At 51.8% G+C, this 22,180-nt stretch carries 23 protein-coding genes; 10 read left to right on the top strand and 13 right to left on the bottom strand.

The features are described from left to right. The first annotated feature begins 63 nt into the window (after nucleotides 1-63). The 4 genes from R5268_RS09820 to bioD all read left to right on the top strand — a co-directional run bounded on the left by R5268_RS09820 (nucleotide 64) and on the right by bioD (nucleotide 3,925). Complete coding sequence (locus R5268_RS09820) at nucleotides 64-966, top strand: LysR family transcriptional regulator (protein ID WP_182108102.1); 903 nt, start codon at nucleotides 64-66, stop codon at nucleotides 964-966. 25 nt (nucleotides 967-991) lie between these two features. Beyond that, nucleotides 992-1,762, top strand: coding sequence for an N-acetylmuramoyl-L-alanine amidase-like domain-containing protein (locus R5268_RS09815; protein ID WP_317420002.1), 771 nt, complete (start codon nucleotides 992-994; stop codon nucleotides 1,760-1,762). A gap of 98 nt (nucleotides 1,763-1,860) precedes the next feature. Further along, a complete protein-coding gene (locus R5268_RS09810) occupies nucleotides 1,861-3,060 on the top strand; it encodes an ROK family protein (protein WP_317420080.1) in 1,200 nt (399 codons plus the stop codon). Between the two features lie 175 nt (nucleotides 3,061-3,235). Next, complete coding sequence (gene bioD, locus R5268_RS09805) at nucleotides 3,236-3,925, top strand: dethiobiotin synthase (protein WP_107680273.1); 690 nt, start codon at nucleotides 3,236-3,238, stop codon at nucleotides 3,923-3,925. Between the two features lie 69 nt (nucleotides 3,926-3,994). Here the strand turns inward: bioD and R5268_RS09800 are convergent, their stop codons facing one another. From R5268_RS09800 to ydfG, 3 genes are all read right to left on the bottom strand, one after another. Continuing rightward, complete coding sequence (locus R5268_RS09800; protein ID WP_046893398.1) at nucleotides 3,995-4,228, bottom strand: DUF1161 domain-containing protein; 234 nt, start codon at nucleotides 4,226-4,228, stop codon at nucleotides 3,995-3,997. A gap of 19 nt (nucleotides 4,229-4,247) precedes the next feature. Then, a complete protein-coding gene (locus R5268_RS09795; RefSeq protein ID WP_046893397.1) occupies nucleotides 4,248-4,613 on the bottom strand; it encodes a DUF1283 family protein in 366 nt (121 codons plus the stop codon). 169 nt (nucleotides 4,614-4,782) lie between these two features. Then, a complete protein-coding gene (gene ydfG / locus R5268_RS09790) occupies nucleotides 4,783-5,532 on the bottom strand; it encodes a bifunctional NADP-dependent 3-hydroxy acid dehydrogenase/3-hydroxypropionate dehydrogenase YdfG (RefSeq protein WP_046893396.1) in 750 nt (249 codons plus the stop codon). Between the two features lie 99 nt (nucleotides 5,533-5,631). On the opposite strand from ydfG, the gene R5268_RS09785 reads away from it, so the two are divergent. Then, entirely contained in the window at nucleotides 5,632-6,138 is a 507-nt protein-coding gene (locus tag R5268_RS09785) for a GFA family protein (protein WP_218455621.1), read from the top strand. A 59-nt stretch (nucleotides 6,139-6,197) separates the two neighbouring features. On the opposite strand, the gene R5268_RS09780 is transcribed toward R5268_RS09785, so the two are convergent. Genes R5268_RS09780 through prpB form a run of 3 tightly spaced genes read right to left on the bottom strand, consistent with a single transcriptional unit; the run spans nucleotide 6,198 to nucleotide 9,784 of the window. After that, nucleotides 6,198-7,649 (bottom strand): bifunctional 2-methylcitrate dehydratase/aconitate hydratase, encoded by a 1,452-nt coding sequence (locus R5268_RS09780; RefSeq protein WP_317420004.1) that lies wholly within the window; start codon nucleotides 7,647-7,649, stop codon nucleotides 6,198-6,200. 26 nt (nucleotides 7,650-7,675) lie between these two features. After that, nucleotides 7,676-8,839, bottom strand: coding sequence for a 2-methylcitrate synthase (gene prpC, locus R5268_RS09775; RefSeq protein ID WP_025153162.1), 1,164 nt, complete (start codon nucleotides 8,837-8,839; stop codon nucleotides 7,676-7,678). 60 nt (nucleotides 8,840-8,899) lie between these two features. Next, nucleotides 8,900-9,784, bottom strand: coding sequence for a methylisocitrate lyase (gene prpB / locus R5268_RS09770; protein ID WP_317420005.1), 885 nt, complete (start codon nucleotides 9,782-9,784; stop codon nucleotides 8,900-8,902). 280 nt (nucleotides 9,785-10,064) lie between these two features. Here prpB and prpR point away from each other — a divergent pair, with 280 nt between their 5' ends. The 4 genes from prpR to R5268_RS09750 all read left to right on the top strand — a co-directional run bounded on the left by prpR (nucleotide 10,065) and on the right by R5268_RS09750 (nucleotide 14,555). Next, entirely contained in the window at nucleotides 10,065-11,678 is a 1,614-nt protein-coding gene (gene prpR / locus R5268_RS09765; RefSeq protein ID WP_317420007.1) for a propionate catabolism operon regulatory protein PrpR, read from the top strand. Between the two features lie 118 nt (nucleotides 11,679-11,796). Beyond that, nucleotides 11,797-12,432, top strand: coding sequence for a DNA oxidative demethylase AlkB (gene alkB, locus R5268_RS09760; protein WP_317420008.1), 636 nt, complete (start codon nucleotides 11,797-11,799; stop codon nucleotides 12,430-12,432). Nucleotides 12,433-12,444: 12 nt separating this feature from the next. Beyond that, entirely contained in the window at nucleotides 12,445-13,527 is a 1,083-nt protein-coding gene (ada, locus tag R5268_RS09755; protein ID WP_317420010.1) for a bifunctional DNA-binding transcriptional regulator/O6-methylguanine-DNA methyltransferase Ada, read from the top strand. A gap of 14 nt (nucleotides 13,528-13,541) precedes the next feature. Next, nucleotides 13,542-14,555, top strand: coding sequence for a hypothetical protein (locus R5268_RS09750; RefSeq protein ID WP_317420012.1), 1,014 nt, complete (start codon nucleotides 13,542-13,544; stop codon nucleotides 14,553-14,555). Between the two features lie 53 nt (nucleotides 14,556-14,608). Here the strand turns inward: R5268_RS09750 and R5268_RS09745 are convergent, their stop codons facing one another. The 4 genes from R5268_RS09745 to R5268_RS09725 all read right to left on the bottom strand — a co-directional run bounded on the left by R5268_RS09745 (nucleotide 14,609) and on the right by R5268_RS09725 (nucleotide 19,426). Continuing rightward, a complete protein-coding gene (locus tag R5268_RS09745) occupies nucleotides 14,609-16,342 on the bottom strand; it encodes an ABC-F family ATP-binding cassette domain-containing protein (RefSeq protein ID WP_317420013.1) in 1,734 nt (577 codons plus the stop codon). A gap of 298 nt (nucleotides 16,343-16,640) precedes the next feature. Next, on the bottom strand, nucleotides 16,641-17,684 hold the full coding sequence (locus tag R5268_RS19440) for a GNAT family N-acetyltransferase (RefSeq protein ID WP_410795827.1): 1,044 nt from the start codon (nucleotides 17,682-17,684) through the stop codon (nucleotides 16,641-16,643). Continuing rightward, nucleotides 17,671-18,717 (bottom strand): agmatine/peptidylarginine deiminase, encoded by a 1,047-nt coding sequence (locus tag R5268_RS09730; protein ID WP_182108074.1) that lies wholly within the window; start codon nucleotides 18,715-18,717, stop codon nucleotides 17,671-17,673. Before R5268_RS09730 ends, R5268_RS19440 begins: the two co-directional genes overlap by 14 nt. Nucleotides 18,718-18,727: 10 nt before the next feature. After that, the gene (locus R5268_RS09725) at nucleotides 18,728-19,426 is read right to left on the bottom strand and encodes an N-acetyltransferase (protein ID WP_317420015.1); all 699 of its coding nucleotides are present in this window, start codon (nucleotides 19,424-19,426) and stop codon (nucleotides 18,728-18,730) included. 80 nt (nucleotides 19,427-19,506) lie between these two features. Here R5268_RS09725 and R5268_RS09720 point away from each other — a divergent pair, with 80 nt between their 5' ends. Then, nucleotides 19,507-20,097, top strand: coding sequence for a TetR/AcrR family transcriptional regulator (locus R5268_RS09720; protein ID WP_107680283.1), 591 nt, complete (start codon nucleotides 19,507-19,509; stop codon nucleotides 20,095-20,097). Between the two features lies 1 nt (nucleotide 20,098). Here R5268_RS09720 and R5268_RS09715 read toward each other — a convergent pair whose 3' ends face one another. The 3 genes from R5268_RS09715 to R5268_RS09705 are packed head-to-tail and all read right to left on the bottom strand — an operon-like array spanning nucleotide 20,099 to nucleotide 22,059. Continuing rightward, nucleotides 20,099-20,584, bottom strand: a complete 486-nt coding sequence (locus R5268_RS09715; RefSeq protein WP_317420017.1) for a GNAT family N-acetyltransferase — start codon at nucleotides 20,582-20,584, stop codon at nucleotides 20,099-20,101. Further along, a complete protein-coding gene (locus R5268_RS09710; RefSeq protein WP_218454080.1) occupies nucleotides 20,581-21,159 on the bottom strand; it encodes a TetR/AcrR family transcriptional regulator in 579 nt (192 codons plus the stop codon). Before R5268_RS09710 ends, R5268_RS09715 begins: the two co-directional genes overlap by 4 nt. 12 nt (nucleotides 21,160-21,171) lie before the next feature. Beyond that, nucleotides 21,172-22,059: an NmrA family NAD(P)-binding protein gene (locus R5268_RS09705; protein WP_317420019.1), complete on the bottom strand. Its 888-nt coding sequence runs from the start codon at nucleotides 22,057-22,059 to the stop codon at nucleotides 21,172-21,174. Between the last annotated feature and the right edge of the window lie 121 nt (nucleotides 22,060-22,180).

Below are 22,180 nucleotides of genomic sequence, written 5' to 3'. Positions count from 1 at the left end.
TGCTGGTGTTTTGTCTAATATATTAATACTCTTGATTGATATGTTTTACGACTTAATGAGGGAATAATGATCGAATTCCGCCATCTGCGCTATTTCATCGCTGTCGCTGAAGAGCTGCATTTCGGCCGGGCGGCAGAGCGCCTTAATATCTCTCAGCCTCCGCTCAGTCAGCAGATTCAGGCACTTGAGAATGCGATACCGGCTAAACTGCTGGCACGGAACAACCGGAATGTCAGTCTGACGCCGGCCGGGGAAATGTTTCTGCGCGAAGCTTATCAGATTCGTACTCAGGTTGAGGCAGCCGTTGAAAAAGCAGCCAGAATGGATCGCGGGGAACTGGGGGAAGTCTCTGTCGGCTTTACCTCCACGACACCTTTTATGCGTCATATCACCGCCACATTCCGTCAGTATCGTGAAATGTACCCTGATGTGGCTATTCATATGCATCAGATGAATACCAAGCAGCAGATTAATCCGCTGCTGAGCGGCAGGATCGATTTCGGCGTAATGCGCAATACCCAACTGCCGGATAACCTGGTTCATGAACTGCTGTTTAAAGAACGGTTTATGCTGGCAGTCTATGATGATCACCCGCTGATGAAATACCTAAAATCAGGTATTTCCCTGGATATGCTGAGTGGCGTACCATTGGTTTTCTTTGAGCGGGATGTGGGTACGGCGCTGTATGATGAAATCATCAATTTGCTGAAAGGGGCGGGTGTCACACCGGTAATAGCCCAGGAAGCCGGTGAGGCAATGACGATTCTGGGATTGGTCTCCGCCGGGTTAGGTGTGTCGCTGGTGACGGAATCATTCACCAGAATGAAAGTCGATGGTGTCCGCTATATTCATTTAGCTGAAAATCAGGCATTTTCTGAAGTCTGGCTGGTGTATCATAAGCACAATACACTTTCTCCGGCCGGTCAGCGGCTGATTGCCATGCTGAAAAACAATGTGTTCCGCTGAGCGGATCTGATTATCAGGAGTTCGGATGTTCCGGCGATACCGGTTTCTTACTGCGACTGCATTTCTTTTTCTTTTCTATACAGGCACAACAGGTGCAGCGGTATCGCTCAGTCATTTTTATCAGCCGGATGGTTCACGTAAGATCACTGCTGAAAATATTACTGCGCTGACCGGACAGTTTCTGGGTGTACCTTACCGCGCAGGTCAGTTGATCGGTTCCCCGCAATCACCGGAAATTCTGGTGGCTGACCTGAATGCCCTCGATTGTTTCACCTTTCTGGATTACACCGAAGCACTGAAACGCAGCCCGCAGAAGCAGGATTTCCGTAACAGACTGATGCACATACGTTATAAAAACGGGGAAGTGAGTTATTATCAGCGCCGTCATTTTATGTCTGACTGGGTCAGTGAACCACAGCCTGTTGCACAGGATATTACCCGGCAACTTTCACCGGATTATCGCGTAACACATAAGATTCTGAATCAGAAGAAAAATGGCTCCCGTTATATCGCCGATCTCCCGGTGACGTTGCGGGATATTGCCTGGCTGCCGGTTACCGCGCTGACACCTGCCGTGTTTTCTCAGTTGCAGACCGGTGATTATATCGGCATTTATTCTGCCAGCCCCGGGCTGGACGTGTCTCATGCCGGGGTTGTTATCCGGACACCTGCCGGACTGTTTTTACGCAATGCATCATCAAAACGGAATGAACAACGGGTGATTGATTCCCCGTTAGCGGAATATCTCCATAATAAAAAAGGAATTGTGGTTTATCGTTCCGCTTTTACTCCCTGACTGTGAATTAATTCACAATTTTACGTGAAGCCACTTACTAAGTGTGTATTTATTCGGATAATTAAGATCTTAGCATCATAAACTCAGGATTATTATTGGTGAAACCTTCAGCGCAGCCCGGCCATATTGACCATATAAAGCAAACCAATATGGGGGTTGTGTACCGTTATATTGACCGTGAAGGCCCTGTTTCCCGTATTTCTCTCTCCAAAAAAACCGGGCTGGCGCCGGCAAGTATCACAAAAATAACCCGTGAACTGATGGATGCTCATCTGGTCCGGGAAACGGAGTTTCCGGGATTAGGTTTTCGCGGGCGTCCCGCAGTAGGGCTGAAAACAGATTGTGACGGCTGGCATTTTTTATGTATTCGTATTAACCGGGGCGAGCTGGTTTTCGCCCTGCGGGAACTGAGCGGAAAATTACTGGCCGAGGACATTATTGATTTTCCGGCCGGTGACCGGGATTTTGTCACACTGTTTCTGGCACAGGTTGATGCCTTCTTTTCCCGCAACCATCAGATAACTGAGCGGCTCACGGCAATTGCTATCACCACCGATGCGATTGTTGATCCGGCAAACGGTATTATCCGCCATTCTCCCTACTATCAGCTGACGGATTTACCGGTAGCGGACATTCTTTACCAGCATACCGGGATGCCGGTATTTCTTCAGCACGGTATTTCAGCCTGGTCTCTGGCGGAATATTTTTTTGGTGCAGCCAAAGAGTGTAAAAATATCATCCAGCTGGTCATTGATGAAAATGTCGGTGCCGCGATTATAACGGACGGCGCACTGCTGCATGCCGGGAGCCACAGCACAGCGGAAATCGGCCACACTCAAATCAATGCTCAGGGTAAACGCTGTTATTGCGGTAATCGTGGTTGCCTGGAAACGGAAATTGGTCTGCACCATGTGCTGGAAACGGCGGCTCAGTTTTTGGATACGCCGGACGGGCAATTGCCGACCGCCGGAATGCTGTGTCGTGCGGCACTGGATGGTGACGCGGCGGCCGGTGCACTGATAGAGCAGGTGGGACAGCATATCGGGGATATTGCGGCAGTGATGGTCAATATCTTTAATCCGGAGATTATTCTGATTGGCTCGCCGTTAAACCCGGCATCGTCTGTGCTGTTTCCTGCTATCCGCGCCCGGATCACGCAGCGGGCTCTGCCGGCATTCAGCCGGGAACTGACAATGACTTCATGTGAATTTACTAATTGCGGGACATTACCCGGCGCGGCGTTAATTAAAGAGGCGTTGTATAACGGCTCACTTCTTATCAAACTGATGGATGGTTAAGTAATTCTGTAGTGTTCATCTTTGACATAAAACAAATAAATGACAGGGATTTGTTTATGAAAACAGGATTTTCGCAAAAAATTGCGCTGGCGCAAGCCTGATATAAACCGGATGTCTTACACTGCTTCCGTTATCAATTTTGATACGCACCTCTTGATATAACGGAAAAACATCTATGTTAAGGCGCTTGTTTATAACCGGCACAGATACGAATATCGGCAAAACTGTTGCGACGCGGGCTTTACTGCAAGCCATCAACCGCCTGGGTAAATCTGTCGTTGGCTATAAACCAATCGCGACAGAATACCACGACACACTTAACGGCAAACGTAACCGTGACGCAATGATCCTGCATGACTCATCATCTGTTGATGTTTCTTATCAGGATATCAACCCGGTAATGCTGGAAAGTAATTATGGTCAGACGACCACAGAAGTTCAGTTTTCTGCGTTATCACAGGGACTGGAAAAATTAAGTCATCTGGCGGATCAGGTTGTGGTGGAAGGGAACGGCGGATGGCGTTATTTACTGAATAACGAGACTTTTTTATCCGATTGGGTGAAAAAAGAAAAATTGCCGGTGATCATGGTCGTCGGGATCCAATCCGGTTGTGTAAACCATGCATTGTTAACCGCTGAAGCCATTAAAAATGATGGTCTGGAGATTATCGGCTGGATTGCAAACCGGATAAACCCGGGGTTGTCACACTATGCACAGGTAATGGATCGCTTACTGACACATTTACCGGCACCACTGCTGGGTGAGATCCCGTATCTGCTGCGTCCGGAAGAACGCGAGCTGTCGCATTACCTCAATGAAGAGCAGATTGAGATGCTCTGGGGTGAAGCATTAGCGGCATCCTGAATCTCCGGTCAAATACAAAAGGGCTGATAAATCAGCCCTTTTTCATGGTCAAAACCTGACAGCGAGTTATTATTTACGCAGATAAATAATATTCTGAGTTTCGTTGTCGCAGTTACCCACAACCTGACCTTCTGCCTGTGCCGCTTCTTCAGCCGGAACCACAGTCAGCGTAAAACCGTCAGCAGGAACACCATTGCTGATGATTTTCTGCGAAATTTCCTCAGTCACACTTTCACATGATGCCTGCGCCATAACGGGTGCAACGGCAAAGAGAACAGCACTGAGCGCAATCAGTTTTTTCATCATTTATCCTTAAATGTATTTATTTCCAGCCAGTGGAAACTTCACGCCCTGTATTTGCATCAAGGCATCGCAGCGTATTAGGCTCCCAATACGCGGTAACAACCGAACTTTTTAAGCATGCATCTTCAGCATCAATAGCCCGGTCAACTTTATCGAACTCTTTTTCAGCACGGCGGTTGACCTTCTGACGCAGAGAGCGGGTATCATCCCATTGCTCTTTTTCCTGACGTGCTCTCTCTTTTTCAAGCGCAGTATCGCCGCCACTGATAACACAGGTACTGCCCGGGCTGCAATTTGTTGTCGCGGCGCCTGCATGTGCTGCAAACATGAAAGGAGCAGCAAAGGCGGTCGCGATAAACCACTTTTTGAGCATGGAGTTAGTCATTGTCGTGTTTTCCTCAAAGTTCAAAACCTGCAAACGTCATTTTGATCGTGTGCATTATAGCAAAGTCTGTTTATGCACCAATAAAAGACAACGTTTTTCAGTGATAATTTCAGGTAATTTAATAAAATTACCTGATTATACGGATACCGGCTTATCTTTTGTGGTCGTTTCAGCCTTCGCGGTGTACATTCAGCCCGGCGAATGACTGACAGACCGGCATCATTTCCATAGTATTAATATTTACGTGCGGCGGCAATGTTGCGACCCAGAAAACCGCTTCCGCGATATCATCCGGCATCAGCGGATCAGCGTCTTTATAGGTATTGGCCGCTTTTCCCTCATCCCCGCGATAACGAATCCCGGAAAATTCTGTACCGCCGACCATGCCCGGTTCAATGTCTGTCACACGGATTTTTTTACCGAACAGATCCGCGCGCAGCGCCAGACTGAACTGGCGGACAAAGGCTTTGGTTCCGCAGTAAACGTTACCGCCGGCATACGGCCATGACCCGGCCGTTGAACCCAGATTAATGATATGACCCCGGTTTCTTTCCACCATACCCGGCAGAATCGCACGGGTCATATGCAGCAGCCCCTTGATATTGGTATCCACCACCACATCCCATTCTGCGGGATTACCTTTATCAACGGTTTCCATGCCCAGTGCCAGACCGGCGTTATTCACCAGAACATCGATTTCACGCAGGGATTCCGGCAGTGAGTTCATCACATTATCGACAGCCGGGCTGTCTGTCATATCCAGAGCCAGCGGGAAAAATTTGTTTCCGAACTCTTTTTGCAGTTTCGCCAGGCGTTCAATGCGGCGGCCGGTGCCGATAACAGTATGGCCGTTCTCAATAAATTTGCGGGCAAATGCCTCACCAAAACCTGCGGTTGCACCTGTAATTAAAACAATCATCACATACTCCGAATCTGTCAGCGGGAAACCCCGGAAAAGTAATAATAACCATGGCGATAGAATACCGGTGGTAATATCGTGATAGTGTACCGTGTCTGCATGGCAGAAAGCGGGTCACAGATTCCGTTTTTCAGTTTTCATTACGGAAAAACACTGAAGTTAATCAACAACAACCTGATTATTCACAGGAGACGGAAAATGGTTAAGGGTCAATGTTTGTGCGGTAACGTAACAGTCTCTGTACCTCAGGCGGTGCACGATGTTTCTGTCTGCCATTGCGGTATGTGCAGAAAATGGAATGGCGCGCCTTTTATGTCCGTGGATTGCGGCAGCGATGTCACTCTCAGCGGTGAGGAATATATTACCCGTTATCACTCCTCGGAGTGGGGTGATCGCTGCTTTTGCCGTGAGTGCGGAACACACCTGTTTTATTATCTGAAACCGGCGGATCAGTATTATGTCTCTGCCGCATTACTGGGGGAAACACAGGAATCCCGCCTGGCGATGCAGATATACACTGACAGCAAACCGGCGTATTACAATTTTGCAGAAAAAACACCGATGCTGACAGAGCAGGATATTCTGGCGATGTTCGCCGCAGAATAAAACAGAAAGCGGATACCGGGGTATCCGCTTCGTTTTTTCTGCGTTGCCGGGCAGAGAAATTAAATAACAAACAGATCCATAAAGTCGCTGACTGACATGGATTCGAGTGTTTTACGGTCACGGGCCGCATTCAGAATGCGCTGCTGCTGTGCTTCCGGGAACATCCGCGCCAGGTTGGTGCGGAATTTCGCCAGCAGCAGCGGAATGCCTTCCTCACGACGACGGGCGTGCCCGACCGGATATTCCACCACGACCTCATCCAGCACAGTACCGTCTTTCAGCGTTACAGTCAGGGCGTTGGCGATAGAGCGTTTTTCCGGATCATGGTAATCACGGGTAAACGCAGTATCTTCCTCACAGTGAATACGGGCGCGCAGTGCATCGATACGGCTGTCTGACGCAATACCATCCTCATAATCCGCGGCAGTCAGACGGCCGAAGATCAGCGGAACCGCCACCATATACTGGATACAGTGGTCACGGTCAGCCGGGTTATTCAGCGGGCCGTGTTTGTCGATAATACGGATACAGGCTTCATGAGTACGGATAGTGACTTTTTCGATATCATCTGCCGTTTTACCCAGTGCCGCCAGTTTGTGATGCAGGGTCATCGCCGCTTCAACGGCCGTCTGAGAGTGGAATTCGGCCGGGAATGAAATCTTGAACAGCACGTTTTCCATTACATATGAGCCGTAATCACGCTGGAATTTAAACGGTTTGCCATCAAACAGAACATCATAGAACCCCCAGGTTTTAGCTGTCAGCACCGTCGGATAACCCATTTCGCCTTTTTGAGCGAACAGCGCCAGACGTACTGCACGGGATGTGGCATCACCGGCAGCCCAGGATTTACGTGAACCGGTATTTGGTGCATGGCGGTAAGTACGCAGAGACTGACCATCCACCCATGCATGAGAAACCGCGCTTAATAACTGCTCACGATCCAGTCCCAGCATTTCACCGACAACGGCAGTGGAGGCGACTTTCACCAGCACAACGTGGTCAAGACCGACTTTATTGAATGAGTTTTCCAGCGCCAGACAGCCCTGAATTTCATGGGCTTTGATCATGGCGGTCAGCACGCGTTTCAGCGACAGCGGCGCTTTGCCTTTGGCAATCGCTTCACGGGATAACCAGTCTGCGACAGCCAGGATACCGCCGAGGTTATCAGAAGGGTGTCCCCATTCCGCAGCCAGCCAGGTGTCGTTGAAATCCAGCCAGCGGATCATCGCACCGATATTGAAAGCGGCCTGAACCGGATCAAGCTGGAATTGTGTCCCGGGGACTTTAGCACCGTTCGGGACAATGGTTCCCGGCACAACAGGGCCGAGCATTTTTCTGCACGCCGGATATTCCAGGGCTTCCAGACCGCAACCCAGGGTATCGAGGAAGCAGTGATACGCGGTGTCATAAGCGCGATCACTGCTGATGTCCATATTCAGAACGTAATCAGTGATGTCCTGAATGACCTTGTCGTACTCTTGATGCTGCGGGGTAAAAGATGCTGACATACTTTATCTTCCTTTTTAATTAATTATTAGCGCGCTTTAAGGGGTACAAAGGTCTGGTTTTCCGGTCCGGTGTAATTGGCGGACGGACGAATAATTTTATTATCCAGACGCTGTTCAATGATGTGTGCAGCCCAGCCTGCGGAACGGGCAATAACAAAAATCGGGGTAAACATGGCGGTCGGCACACCCATCAGGTGATACGCCACCGCAGAGAACCAGTCGAGGTTCGGGAACATCTTCTTGTGCTGAGACATCACGGATTCAATACGATCCGCAATATCAAACAGACGGAAATCTTTCGCTTCTTCGGATAATTCACGGGAAATCGCTTTGATGACCTGGTGGCGCGGGTCAGCAATGGTATACACCGGATGACCGAAGCCCATTACCACTTCACTGCGGGTAAGGCGGGCGAGGATATCGGCCTGCGCTTCATCCGGTGAGCTGTAACGCTTCTGGATTTCCAGTGATACTTCGTTGGCACCGCCGTGTTTTGGTCCGCGCAGTGCGGCAATTGCACCGGTGATGGACGAATAAAAATCGGTTCCGGTTCCGGCGATAACACGGGCAGCAAACGTGGAGGCGTTAAACTCATGTTCTGCATAGAGAATGAATGAGGAGTTCATAAAACGCACCCAGTTTTCAGACGGTTTTTTGCCGTGCAGCAGATGCAGGAAATGGCCGCCGCAGGTGTCGTCATCCGTTTCGGTATCAATGCGGCGATCATTAAACGCATAGTGATACCAGTAAAGCAGCATGGAGGTCAGGGAAGAGAGCAGGCGATCGGCGATATCGCGGGCACCGGATAACGGATGACCTTCTTTCTCCGGCAGGACGCAACCCATAATGGATACACCGGTACGCAGCACGTCCATCGGGTGAGCTGAGGCCGGCAGTGCTTCCAGGGCTTTTTTCACACTGTGCGGCAGGCCGCGCAGTGATTTCAGTTTTGCCTTGTAAGCGGCCAGTTCCGCCGCGTTAGGCAGTTTTTCGTGGATCAGAAGATGAGCGACTTCTTCAAAATCACATTGCGTGGCTAAATCCAGAATGTCGTAACCGCGGTAGTGCAGGTCGTTCCCATTAATCCCCACAGTACAGAGTGCAGTATTACCGGCAGCAACGCCGGACAGTGCGACGGATTTTTTGCCTTTCTTCAGTGCAGGTTCAGGTTTGCTAAGTTGTTCATTCATAACGGGTGATCCTTATTATTATAGTGAGTGTACAACCTGCTTCGCGTTATCTTTCAGAGGTTATTTTTTCTGCGAAAACAGTGCGTCGAGCTTATCTTCATAATCGTAGTAGTTAATGCTTTGGTATAATTCATCACGGGTCTGCATCTGTGAAATCAGGCTCTGTTGCGAACCTTCACGGCGCAGGGTGTTATAGACATTCTCGGCTGCTTTATTCATCGCCCGGAAGGCAGTGAGCGGATACAGCGCGATAGCGATATTCACACTGCGCAGTTCATCAAGAGTAAACAGCGGTGTTTTGCCGAATTCAGTGATGTTTGCCAGTACCGGCACGCTGATTTTGTCAGTGAACAGGCGATACATTGCCAGTTCGGTAATGGCTTCCGGAAACAGCATATCGGCACCGGCATCAATGTAAGCCTGTGCGCGTTCGAGGGCAGATTCCAGACCTTCGACCGCCAGTGCATCAGTACGCGCCATGACCACGAAATTCTCGTCAGTCCGTGCATCGACAGCAGCTTTAATGCGATCAACCATTTCCTGTTTCGATACGATTTCTTTGTTCGGGCGGTGACCACAGCGTTTTGCCCCCACCTGATCTTCAATGTGCATTCCGGCAGCTCCGGCTCTGATCAGGGATTTCACGGTGCGCACCACGTTAAAGGCAGACGGACCGAAACCGATATCCGCATCCACCAGCAGCGGGAGATCACACACATCAGTAATACGGCGGACATCCGTCAGTACATCATCCAGAGTGGAAATACCCAGGTCAGGGATACCCAGAGAGCCTGCGGCAACACCGCCGCCGGAGAGATAAATTGCTTTGTAACCCGCGCGTTTTGCCAGAAGTGCATGGTTGGCATTAATAGCGCCGACCAGCTGTAACGGGGATTCAGACTGTACAGCGTCGCGGAATGCGCGTCCTGCGGAATAAAGTGCCATATATTCACCTTGTTATTAGTTTGATACTCAGATGTTATAAAGCAATCGCTATGCCAATCAGCCGGGTATGGTCACTAAAACGCGAGGTGTATCACATCTTTGGCTTGTTTATCCTGTCATTACGCCACTCACTATAGAATTTGCTGATTCTGTCTGACAAGCGTGATGTTAGCGAACTGTGATGGTGATGCTATTTATGTTTCAAAATGGCTGCTATGGTGTTTCATGAAACACATGAAACACATGAAACACATGAAACGCATGAAACAGGGAGAAACTGATGGCTCAGAATAACAAACCGGTGATCTGGACGGTCTCCATCTCACGTCTTTTTACCCTGTTCCGCGATATCAGCCCTGAGTTCAGTGCCCGTGCCAGCATCAGTGCGATTAATCTGGGGTTTGATGCTGCGGTGGAGGCGATCCGCGAACGTCTGAAAACCGAACGCTGTGATGCCATTGTCAGTGCAGGCTCTAACGGTGCGTATCTGAAGCAGCATTTACCCGTGCCGGTGATTGTCGCCGCCCCCGGCGGGTTTGATATCATGCATGCACTGGCCCGGGCACGACAGCTCAGTCAGCGTATCGGCCTCATTTATTACCGCAATACGTTTCCCGCACTGGAATCGCTGGCACAAAGTTTCGGTATGCAGATAGAACAACGCAGTTATGTGACCGCAGAGGACGCGCGGGCAGCCTGTCATGCCCTGAAAGCAGAGGGTATTTCTGTGGTGGTGGGAGCCGGGCTGATTACCGATATTGCTGCAGAGTGCGGCATGACCTGCATTTTCATTTATTCCAATGATGCGGTCCGTCGCGCATTCACCGATGCAATAGAACTGACGCGCATCCGCGACCAGCCGCAGAACATGCCGCTGCCGGTCGCGGGCTCCCTGAATGTCCGCCATACACTGAATGATATTCTCGGCACATCGCCGGTGATGGAACAGGTGCGTGAAACCATTACTTTGTTCGGGCGCTCAAAAGCAACAGTGATGATCCAGGGGGAAAGCGGTACCGGTAAAGAGATGGCCGCGCAGGCTATTCATCATGAATATACCCTGTTTCACAAACATAAGCGGATGAAACGCGCGGCACCATTTGTGGCTGTTAACTGCGGAGCGATCCCGGAAAGTCTGCTGGAGGCGGAACTGTTTGGTTATGAGGAGGGCGCATTTACCGGCTCGCGGCGGGGTGGTCGTGCCGGGTTATTTGAGGCAGCGGATGGCGGCACACTGTTTCTGGATGAAATCGGTGAAATGCCGGTTTCTCTGCAAACCCGGCTGCTGCGGGTGCTGGAAGATCGCGCCATTGTGCGTATCGGCGGCTATAAACCGATAACGGTGGATGTGCGGGTTATCTGTGCGACTCACAATGACCTGGATAACCGGGTGGCTGAGGGTACATTCCGGGCGGATCTGTTTTACCGGCTGGGGGTGTTGCGTCTGCAACTGCCGGCACTGCGCGACCGGGGTGCGGATATTCTGCTGCTGACTGAAAAGCTGCTGAAACTGGCGTTTGCTGAGCTTGATCTGCCGCTGCACCGCGGCCATTTGCAGCAGATCCTGGCGTGCAGTGACTTTTTTTATCACTACCGCTGGCCGGGAAATGCCCGCGAACTGCGTAATCTGATGGAGCGGGTCGCACTGTATTGCAGTGCTTATCCGGATAAAATTATTACCGAATCATTATTACTGAAACTCTCTCCCGAGCGGCGCACCGCAATGTCACCCGTGCCGTTGCCGGATAGCCCGCCGGAGCCGCTGAATACCGCCACAGCAACAGAAGCGGTGGCCCGTTTCCGTGGTGATCGCCGGGCGGCGGCAGACTGGCTGGGTATCAGCCGCACCACGTTATGGCGCCGCCTGAAACAGGAACAGAGCACTTCATCCTGACTGATTCCCGCCTTATACTGTGCCTCAGAATTGAAAAGCAAGAGCCGGAGTGTTTGTCTGTATCCGGCCTGCAATACTGTCATCACCGGAAAGACACAGGATACAGGACGGAGGCGTTATGTCAGATCTCTTTGCTCACGATGAACCGCTTGCCGTGGCACCCGATGCGTATCTGCTGAAAGGTTTTCTCAGTGACGGGGATGAGATGCTGCTGGCGGAAATCAGCCGTCTGACCGCCATTTCGCCGTTCCGCCATATGCAGACGCCCGGCGGATACCGGATGTCTGCCGCGATGAGCAGCTGCGGTACATACGGCTGGGTTTCTGATGCCAAAGGTTACCGCTATTCTCAGACCGATCCGCTGACCGGCAATCCCTGGCCGCCGCTGCCTGATGCATTTTTGTCACTGTCACAGCAGGCGGCTGAACGGGCAGGATTCCGGGGATTCTTGCCGGATAGTTGTCTGATTAACTGTTACACGCCGGGCGCCGGGATGTCTCTGCATCAGGACAGGGACGAGCCGGACCGCCGTCAGCCGATTGTGTCATTTTCACTCGGGCTGCCGGTGCAGTTTCAGTTCGGCGGCAGTGAACGGCATCATCCTCTGAAGACTTTCGCGCTTGAGCACGGTGATGTGCTGGTGTGGGGCGGCCGTTCCCGTCTGAATTACCATGCTGTCCGTCCGGTAAGAGCCGGGGTGCATCCGCTTGCGGGCGCCCAGCGGTTTAATCTGACTTTCCGCTGTGCGCGGTAACGGAGAAACAGGATGACAAAACAGACAAGACTGTCAGACGATGCGTGCTGGGCAGCCCTGGCCGCCAGGGATAAAACCGCGGACCCGTTGTTTGTGTATGCGGTAAAAACCACACAGACATGGGGATTTCCGTCAACGGTTGTGCGCCTGCCGAAACGGGAAAATACCGAATTTTTCGCCACCCCGGAAGAAGCGGAAGCTCATGGTTACCGCGCCGGAAAACGCTGTCAGCGCAGCGGTGATGCCATGACACAGCGCCATGCGGAACAGGTGGTGCAGGCCTGCCGCGAACTGGAAACACGAATCGACAACCGTGATCCTCTGCCGTCACTGCCGGAACTGGCCGCACTGTGCGGTGTGAGTCAGTTTCATTTTCACCGCATTTTCCGGTCACACACCGGACTGACACCGGCGGCGTGGGCAAAAGCGTATCGCGGGGAAAAACTGCGGGAGCAACTGATAAAACAGCCGACAATCACCGGAGCAATCGCCGAATCAGGCTTCAGTTCCGGCAGCCGGTTTTATGAATCATCGGATACACTGCTCGGTATGACCCCTAAAAGCTGGCGCGCGGGCGGCAAAGGGACACGAATTTTCTTTGCGCTTGCCATCTGTGCGCTGGGGGATATCCTGGTGGCCCAGAGTGAAAAAGGTATTTGCGCCATCCTGCTGGGGGATGATGCGGAAGCGCTGTTACGGGATTTAGAGGATCAGTTTCCCAACGCGGAACTGGTCGGCGGTGACGCACAGTTTGAACAGGTTGTTTCACGGGTCATCGGATTTGTGGAAGCACCGTCCTCCGGGCTGGATTTGCCGCTGGATATCCGGGGTACCGCATTCCAGCGCCGTGTCTGGCAGGCATTGCAGTCCATTCCGGCCGGAACGACGGTCAGTTACCGGGAGATTGCGGAGCGGATCGGTTCCCCGAAAGCCGTCAGAGCGGTCGCCGGTGCCTGTGCGGCAAACTGTCTGGCCGTGGCGATCCCGTGCCACCGGGTGGTGCGGACCGGCGGGGAACTGGCCGGTTACCGCTGGGGAATTGAACGGAAAAAACGTCTGTTGCAGCGCGAAGCATTGCAGCAGGAAATTGGTTAAAAGAAGGAATTCGGATGCGTTTTCGCATAACAGCATTACGGAACAGTTTATTTTTTGCCGCGCTGCCGGTGATCGCCGCTGCTGCACCTGCAACGGCTGAAGTCACCGCAGACGAAGACGGAACCGTTGCGGCATCAGCGTCCGGCCCGCTGTTTGACTGTGACCGGGAACTGATAAAGCTGATTGCGGGCAGTAATCACGCGCTTGTCCGTGCGGAAAAGGTCACCGCAGACAGGCTGGGGATTTATGTTGAAAACAGGGATATTAATGAGCTGGCGATTCAGCTCTCTGATACACGGCAAAAGCCCTCGCCGGAGTCACCGGGCGCCGGGCAGCTGGGCTGGGTGACTTACAATATTAAAGACAATACCCTGACGGCGACAGGGGCGGATATTGAACATCCTGTCCCGCTGACATTCAGTGCTGTACAGGGAGAGCAGCTGCAATCCTGTCTGAAAAAAGAGAAAACGTGTCAGCAGATCCTCAGTACACTCCGGCTGACACCGTTTATTGCGATGTCGCCTGAATGGCGTGTCACCGGTAAGGGACGGGCATACTTCCATGCCGCACCGGCGCAACAGTGCCGTGATAATAATACGTTTGTGGTACCGGGGGACGTGCTTCAGGTTACCGGCTTGCGGGCAACCGAACCGGTGAAAGGGGAAAAAGAAAGCTGGCTGCTGGTGGCTTACGGTAATACACAGGGCTGGATTAATGTTAACCGGCTGGAATCACAGGACGATCTGTGCGGTGCGGCTACCGAAAAAGCGGATAAACAGTATCAGGCGGGTCTGAAAAACAATAAGCCTTCCTCACATAAATACAGTGTGACACAAAAACGCCTGCGCTTTTATGATGCACCGGATAAAAAATGCAGTACAAACGCCGCGGATTATGTGGTGAAAGATGATGCAGTCTGGGTCGACCGGCCACAGCCGTATCAGGGATTTGTTCATGGCCGTTATATTCACCCGGCGACCGGCAAAGTCACGGAAGGGTGGCTGGACGCGGGCGGGCTGAAAAAATAAATCAAAAAAGGCCGTTACAAAAGACGTAACGGCCTGCGTCTATTATGGCTGTGTTACAGCCCCAGTTCATCCTGCAATTGCGCAATCTGTTCGCGCCACTGCTGTTGCAGCGCCGGTTTCTGATGTGCAGGTTTACGCTGTAAATCTGCCGCCAGTTTTTCCTCCAGTGAAATCAGTGCCGCCAGTGAATCCTCTTCATCACAGACAGGGACTGACGGCTCAGGAGCTGCCGGTAATGTGCTGTTGACGGAATCCGTATTCAGGGCGCGGATAGCGTCATAGACCTGATCCAAATCGTGGTATTCCGTCAGCCGGTTACCATCGATATACCAGAAACGGTTACAGCTTTTTTCGATCAGTTCCCGGTCGTGGCTGACCAGAATCAATCCGCCCTCAAACCGGCTGATTTCCTCTGCCAGCGCCAGTTTTCCGTCCATATCCAGGTGGTTGGTCGGTTCATCCAGCATCAGCAGGGAATAATTAGCCAGACTCAGTCCGACAAACAACAGCCGTGCCCGTTCACCGCCGCTCAGTGCTGAAACCGCCTGCTGATGACGCAGATACGGGAAACCGGCGCTGATCAGCGCCATTTTCCGCTGCTCATCAATCAGCGGCGCGAATGGCTTTAGCGCATCCATCAGCGAATCACTATCATTCAATTGCGCCAGTTTCTGATCGTAATACCCCAAATGCACACGGGGATGCAGCACTAGCGGGCTGTCCGGCAGTGTTACCTCCGGTTTCTGAGACTGTGACCAGATCATCCGCAGCAGTGAGGATTTCCCGGTACCGTTTGCCCCCATCACCGCAATGCGATCACCGGATTTCACCGACACATTGTCTGTCACATACAATGGCGGACAATTTTCTGCCGGAACGACAGATAACTGATTAAAGGCACACAGCCGGTCTGCCCGTAAAGCATCTCCGGTCAGCTTCAGCTGCCACTGACTGCCGATCGCCAGCTCAACCTGGTCATCCTGCAACCGGTCTATCTGCTTTTCCATCTGTTTGGCTTTGCGGGAAAGCGCTTCGTTATCATACACTTTCCCCCATATCGCCAGCCGTTTGGCACTCACTGCAATGCGGTCGATCTCTTTCTGCTGTGCATTGTGGCGGTGCTCATCACTTTCATCCTGTTGCGCCAGGGCTTCCCGCGCCAGTGTGCAGGGCAGACGGAACACCGAAACGTTACCGTCCCGCAGCACCCAGGTGCAGTTGGTGACGTGATCCAGCAGGGCGTTGTCGTGAGAAACCAGGATAAAGCTGCCGCGCCAGTTTTTCAGGAACTGCTCCAGCCACAGAATGGTCGGCAAATCCAGGTGGTTGCTTGGTTCATCCAGCAATAATAAATCAGGCTGGCTGATCAGCGCCCTGGCCAGTAACAGCCGGGTATGCTGGCCGCCGCTCAGTGCTGTGACCGGTAACTGCCACTGTGCGGGGTCAAACCCCATCTCTGTCAGCAGCATTTCTGCCCGCCACATTTCGGACAGATGCTGTTCCGCCGGTAATTTCTCCAGCACAGCATCCGCCAGTGACAGGGTATTCAGTGATTCCGGCAGATGCTGCTCGATATAGGCCATAACGACGCGGTTTGCCGGGGTAATCGTCCCTTCATCCGGCGTCAGCTGGCCGGACAACAGTTTCATCAGGGTACTTTTTCCGCAGCCGTTATGACCAATCAGACCGATTTTGTCCCCCTGATTCAGGGCGACAGAAATATCGGTTAACAGCGGAGTGTGACCGGGATGGAATGACAGATTACGGGTTGATAATAATGTGCTCATAGCTTACTCAAATTTCAGGCATAACAATGCCATGGGTCATAAAACGCGATAACCCTGTAAGCTGAGGAAGGATGTTAAATTCAGTAAAGCTTCACTCAGGCAGGATTAACGCACAGCGTTAACAGAAAAGCCTGAGTTCTGACGATTACCAAAGAAATGTGAGAATTTAATCACATAACTTAACACCATAATTAGCCTCCTTATTTATTCTCTGAGTTTACGGATGCGTCCATCATACCATTGCGGATGAATAGCAGACAACGGCGGAACTTAATCTGCCTTAAGTTCCGCATATTGTTTAAGGTAATGCCGCAAACAACCGGGCATAAATCTGCTGCACGGTGTCGTGTTTTTTCCGGTTATAATCCATGGTGATGCTGACGCCGTCTTTTGCCGTCATTTTGCTTTGTGCGTAGTCAGCCCGGTCGTCCGGATGGGTTATCAGCCAGTCGCGGAACAGAATATGGCGCAGATGCTCCGGGCAGCGCGGGGCAAACACATGCAGATTGATTTGCGGATTATCCCGTTTCAGCATCCGGTGCTGATACCATGAAGGTTCGCGGACAGTGTGTTCATAGCCGTCTGCAATCAGCGCAGGAAGCCAGTCAGCTTCATCAGCCGGATCAGCAACAATCAAATCGATATCAATCACCGGTTTGGCCGCCAGTCCGGGAACTGCCGTCGAGCCGACATGTTCAATGTGCAACGCTTTATCACCGAGCACATCCAGAATACGTTGCTTTTCCTGCGCATAAACGGCGGGCCAGGCGGGATCATATTCACTGACAGTAATCACCACTGTGCGGGGTTTTCCGGTAACCAGCGGATTTTCATCCGGGTCACTGTCCGCAAATATCATGACATCCCGCCGTTCCTGCGCTGACAGCAGCAGTGGCGGGCGGAACATATCACAATGCGGGATACCGTCTTCATCATAGACGTCTGAACAAACGGTAAAACCGCATTTTTTATAGAACGCGGTCAGATGCGCCTGGGCACTGATATTAATTTGCCGTGTCCCGAAATGCCGGTATACCGCCTGAACGGCGGCATCCATCAGCGGATAGCCCAGCTTCTGCCCGCGAAATAACGGATTAATGACCACACGGCCGATAGCTGCCGGTGCCGTACTGTGTTCCGGCGGCAGAATACGGCAGCAGGCCATGATCTCTCCGTCCTGCTCTGCCCATACGTGCAGTGCCGTGAGATCGGCCCCGTCCGGATCGAGATAACAGCAGGTCTGTTCAACCACAAATACCGCGCTGCGCAGCGCCAGCAGGCGGTAGAGTGTCTGCGGGGAGAGGTCGTGCAGGGCGGCTGTCTGCCAGCTAACTGATGTCATGTGTCCGTCCGTCTGTATTAAAGGAAGTAAAATCCGGCTGCTGCATGGTCACACAGTGGATACCGCCGCCGCCGGACGCAATTGCATCAATGTTCACCTGAACCACAACCCGTCCGGGATAGAGTTCTGCCAGTAATTGTGCAGCCTGCTCATCTGCGGCGCTGTCACCGAACTCAGGCACAATAATACCGCCGTTGCAGGGGTAATAATTGATGTAACCGGCAGCAAAATAAGGCGATTTCATCCGGTCAACCCGGGTAGTGAGCGGATTACTGAGGATATGAATCTCATCAATCAGATTAGTATGTTGCTTCACAGCATACAGAGAAGCGGCGTGATCGCGGGTGACTTCATACTCAAATGACTGCGGATTGTTTTCCATCGCGATAACCAGTGATTTTTCACTGACAAACCGGGCATAAAAATCAATATGTGCATCAGTAATATCATGATTACGGATACCATTCAGCCAGATAATGGTTTTCAGTCCGAGATCGTGTGCCAACCACTGTTCCGTCTGCTGACGGCTGACACCCGGATTGCGGTTATCATTAAGAATGGCACTGCGGGTAAAAATACCGGTACCGCTTCCGTTAACCTCAATGGCTCCACCCTCCAGTGTCAGCGGGCTGATATGAAGCGGCAATCCGGTGTATTCCGCCATCACTGCAGCGACCCCGGCATCCCGTTTTACAGGCTGTTTTTTGCCCCAGCCGTTAAAATTAAAGCTGACGGCAGAAGGGCGTTTTGTTGCGGTGTCATACACAAAGTTTGCACCACTGTCGCGCAGCCAGATATCATCGAGCGGGCACTCAATATAAGTGACAGCGTCACCCATCAGTTGTTGTGCTGCTTTTTTATTTTTGCGGGTAACCAGCAGATTCACCGGCTCAAAGCGGGCAATTGCCAGCGCAAGCGCCGCCTGATTACGGCAGACTTTTTCTGCTAAAGAGGCAGACCAGATGGACGCGTCTGCACCGAACGCCATCCAGGTCGCGGCGTGCGGTAAGTGTTCAGAAGGCATAATAAACATAATTAACCCATTATATTATCGGTAAGGCCATGTAATACCAGCCGTAAATATCCATATAGCGTTTTGTGGTGTGCGAGGTTTCGTATTTCACGTCCTGAAAACCACGGCGCAGATACAACTCTCTGGCTTTTGTGTTTAAATCAGAAACATACAGTGATAACCGGGTAATGGCCGGGTCCGCCCGTAATTGAGTGGTGATCTCATCCAGGATCTGATTGCCGATCCCCGTGCCGCGCAGTGATTCGTCCACACACAGGTACGATAAATAGGCAGTATCCGCTGCCGGAATATGGACAAACATCTGAAAAATGCGGCTGATTTTCAAAAAAGAGAGAAAACCGGCTTTGCGCAGAATCGTCAGAGAAGAAACCGGTGCCGGAGCATTTTCAGGCGGATGTTTAACACCGTAAGTCAGGCCGTAGACAGCAACCAGCTTACCGTTGCGTTTTACCTGAAAGTGGCGGTCGTACGGATCACTGAGCCCGCGCTGCCAGAACATCGCCAGCACGGCCTGACGCTGCGCTTCCGGCATGTTGCGGATTGTTTTGAATTTGGACGAAAATGCCTGATAGAACAGGGCGGCAGCAGACTCCAGCCCGGTTTCATCCAGATATTCAGTCACCAGCCCGGTTTCATCCGGATATTCAGTCACCAGGTCGTTCTGATCCGCATCAGCGGTACTGTTTTTTCTTATGGTTGTCATCATCATGGACACTGTAAATGTGGTATTATAATAGATAGAGTAATCAGTCTAATTTCTATTATCCGGTTTTTCGGAGACACTTCCTTATGGAAAAATTAACGGAAAAGCAGCAGCGTAAACGCCGTCAGATCCTTGACGCTGCAATGCATTGTTTTATCGAAAAAGGTTTTCATTCCACGTCGACGGCAGAGATTTGTAAAGCCGCCGGAATGAGTCCCGGGAACCTGTTTCATTACTACCCGAATAAATACGCCATTATTGAGGCCATCGCAGAACTGGATGAGGATGACCACAAGGTGATTCTGAACATCGGTGATGAGCAGGGGCATGCGGCCGATATTATTGAAAAAATGATAACGGCATTGATTATGTTGTACAGTGAGCCGGGTTATACCCGCCTCAGCCTGGAAATCATCACCGAGGCGAGCCGTAATCCGGATCTGAATACGGCATTTGTCGCGAATGAACAGCGGCTGCACGCAAAATTCTGTGATGTGCTGCAACGCGGTATCGCTGCCGGTGAAATTGATTCACAACTGAATCCGGCACAAACCGCATCCTGGCTGCTGGTTATGGCGGACGGTACTCTGGGGCGGGAGCTGATGGAACCGGAATTCAGCAGGGCGGAATTTCTCAGCGGGCTGCGGGTGTTGCTGAGAAAAGCACTGAAGCCCTGAGTCACGCTTCTCTGACCTGCCGCTGCATAACCGTGACAAGTTCGTCGCTGATCACATCGTCATACATGGCCTGCCAGCCCATCTGGGCATACATGGCCTGTTTATCCGGCGTATAGAGATTCAGTGCCGCCAGATGGCGCTCTCCGGCGGCGGCAAATACCGCCTGTGTCAGCGCGCTGCCGAGACCTTGTCCGCGGGCGGCGGGCAGGGTGTAAATCTCACCCGCCCACCAGTCCGCATTAGCCATCCGGCAGGTTTTCAGTTCCCGCCAGATCAGGCTGGCTGTGCCCGACAGGGCGCCGTTTTTATCTGTGGCGGCAAACAGCATTTCGCCGTTATCACCGTTCGCCCGTTTTATCAGACGTGCCAGGATAATCTCCGGTGTCTGCCACTGCGGCAGTTCCTGCCATTCCTGATGTAAAACCTGAGCAATGCTTTCCAGCAGCGGTAAATCACCGGGCAGGGCGGTAACAGGGCGGATATTCATGATGATGATACTCCGGGGTGTCCGATAAGTTCGGTAATTAAGGCCAGTACCGGCTGAAACAGCGCCCGGCTCTGTTCAAACGTATAATCTGTCCGGCGGATTGCCACCGTATGACCATGCAGTGCATCTGCCAGCAGATGCAAGACAGCAGTCTGTCGTGTTTCACTCAGCCCGCAGGGGGCAATAATACGCAGGTAGCGCTGACGGAAACACCCCGACGGACCATCACTGTTCAGCGACAGCAGAATATCCAGCAGATCACTGTAAATATAGAGCAGATGCAGATAACTTTCTGCCAGCCGCTGAAGCTCCTGTTGTACCGGCGCCTGTCCTGATGGCTGATAAATGTCGTCCACCAGTGCGGTGGCGAGGGATTCCAGCAACTGCTGTTTATTACGGAAGTAATAATAAATCGCCATCGGGTCGACCTGTAATTGTGCGGCAAGCGCACGGATCGAAGGAATTTTTCCCTGTTCCTGTAATAATTTTCCGGCTTCAGACAGAATATTTTCTGCGGTCAGTTTGCTGCCCCGGTGAGCGGGGCGACCGCAGGGGGGTAATCGGGAAGATGTCATGTGTTGCCCCTGTCAGCGGAAACGATGCCGGTATTTGCGGATAAAATCGGTCACGGACATCGGTTTTTTTCCGGTAATGGCCGTAAAATTATCAAAGGTGGTTCCGGCGCCCGGAATCCGGAATTCACTGAAGGCGATATAATGATCATAAATACTTTTCATATAAGCCGGATCAAGCCCCTGTTTCAGTGCAAATTCACGAAATACCTCCGGTGATAATGCCTCATACCGGTAATCAATACCGGTGATTTCGCTGATGATCGCGGCAATTTCGTGATAGTTTTTGGCATCGTAACCCAGCCGGTACACCCGGTTGCGGTGCTCTGCGGGAGCCGATAAACAGGCGGCAGCCACTTCCGCCACATCCTCGCAGGATACCCAGCTCAGCGTGGCATTACCGAAATAATCACTCAGTACACCAGCCGGATGCTGATTATCACCCTGATAACCCAGTAAATTCTGCATATAGGACTCAGGACGGAGATGCGTATAATCAAATCCTGCCCATTCAATATAACGTTCGATCAGCTGATGCCACGCCCAGTGGGCCACACGGGTATTATCATCACCGCAGGCGCCGAGGTGAACAATGTGGCGGACACCGGATTTACGCGCCTCATCGATAAAGATTTTGCTCTGTTCCAGCATGGCGAGGGTATAACCGGTCATCATAAAAACCGTATCCACACCGTGCAGTGCCGGCAACAGTGATGCCGGATCATCATAATCAAAATAACGTACCGGCAGGCCGCTGTCTGCAAGCTTTTGCGGTTCGCGGGCAGCCAAAATAATATTCACATTTCCGCGTTCGCGCAGGCACGGTATCAGCAGCGTTCCCACCTGACCGGTTGCCCCGGTGACCAGTACCGTTTGTTTTGCCGCAGCTGTTTGTCCGATCATATTTTCCGCCTGTTTTTAATGATTTTTTAATCGTATTTTGTTTTTGCCGGTTGACGTTAACCATATCAGCCCGCTAAGCTGTGTAAACATATTCTACAGTGTAGAATTAATGCAAAGCACA

The organism is Morganella sp. BCCO 40_0007 (assembly GCF_032989665.1).
GTDB lineage: Bacteria > Pseudomonadota > Gammaproteobacteria > Enterobacterales > Enterobacteriaceae > Morganella > Morganella sibonii.
Note: the sequence above shows the minus strand (reverse complement) of the source record. Positions and strands in the feature narration are given on the sequence as shown.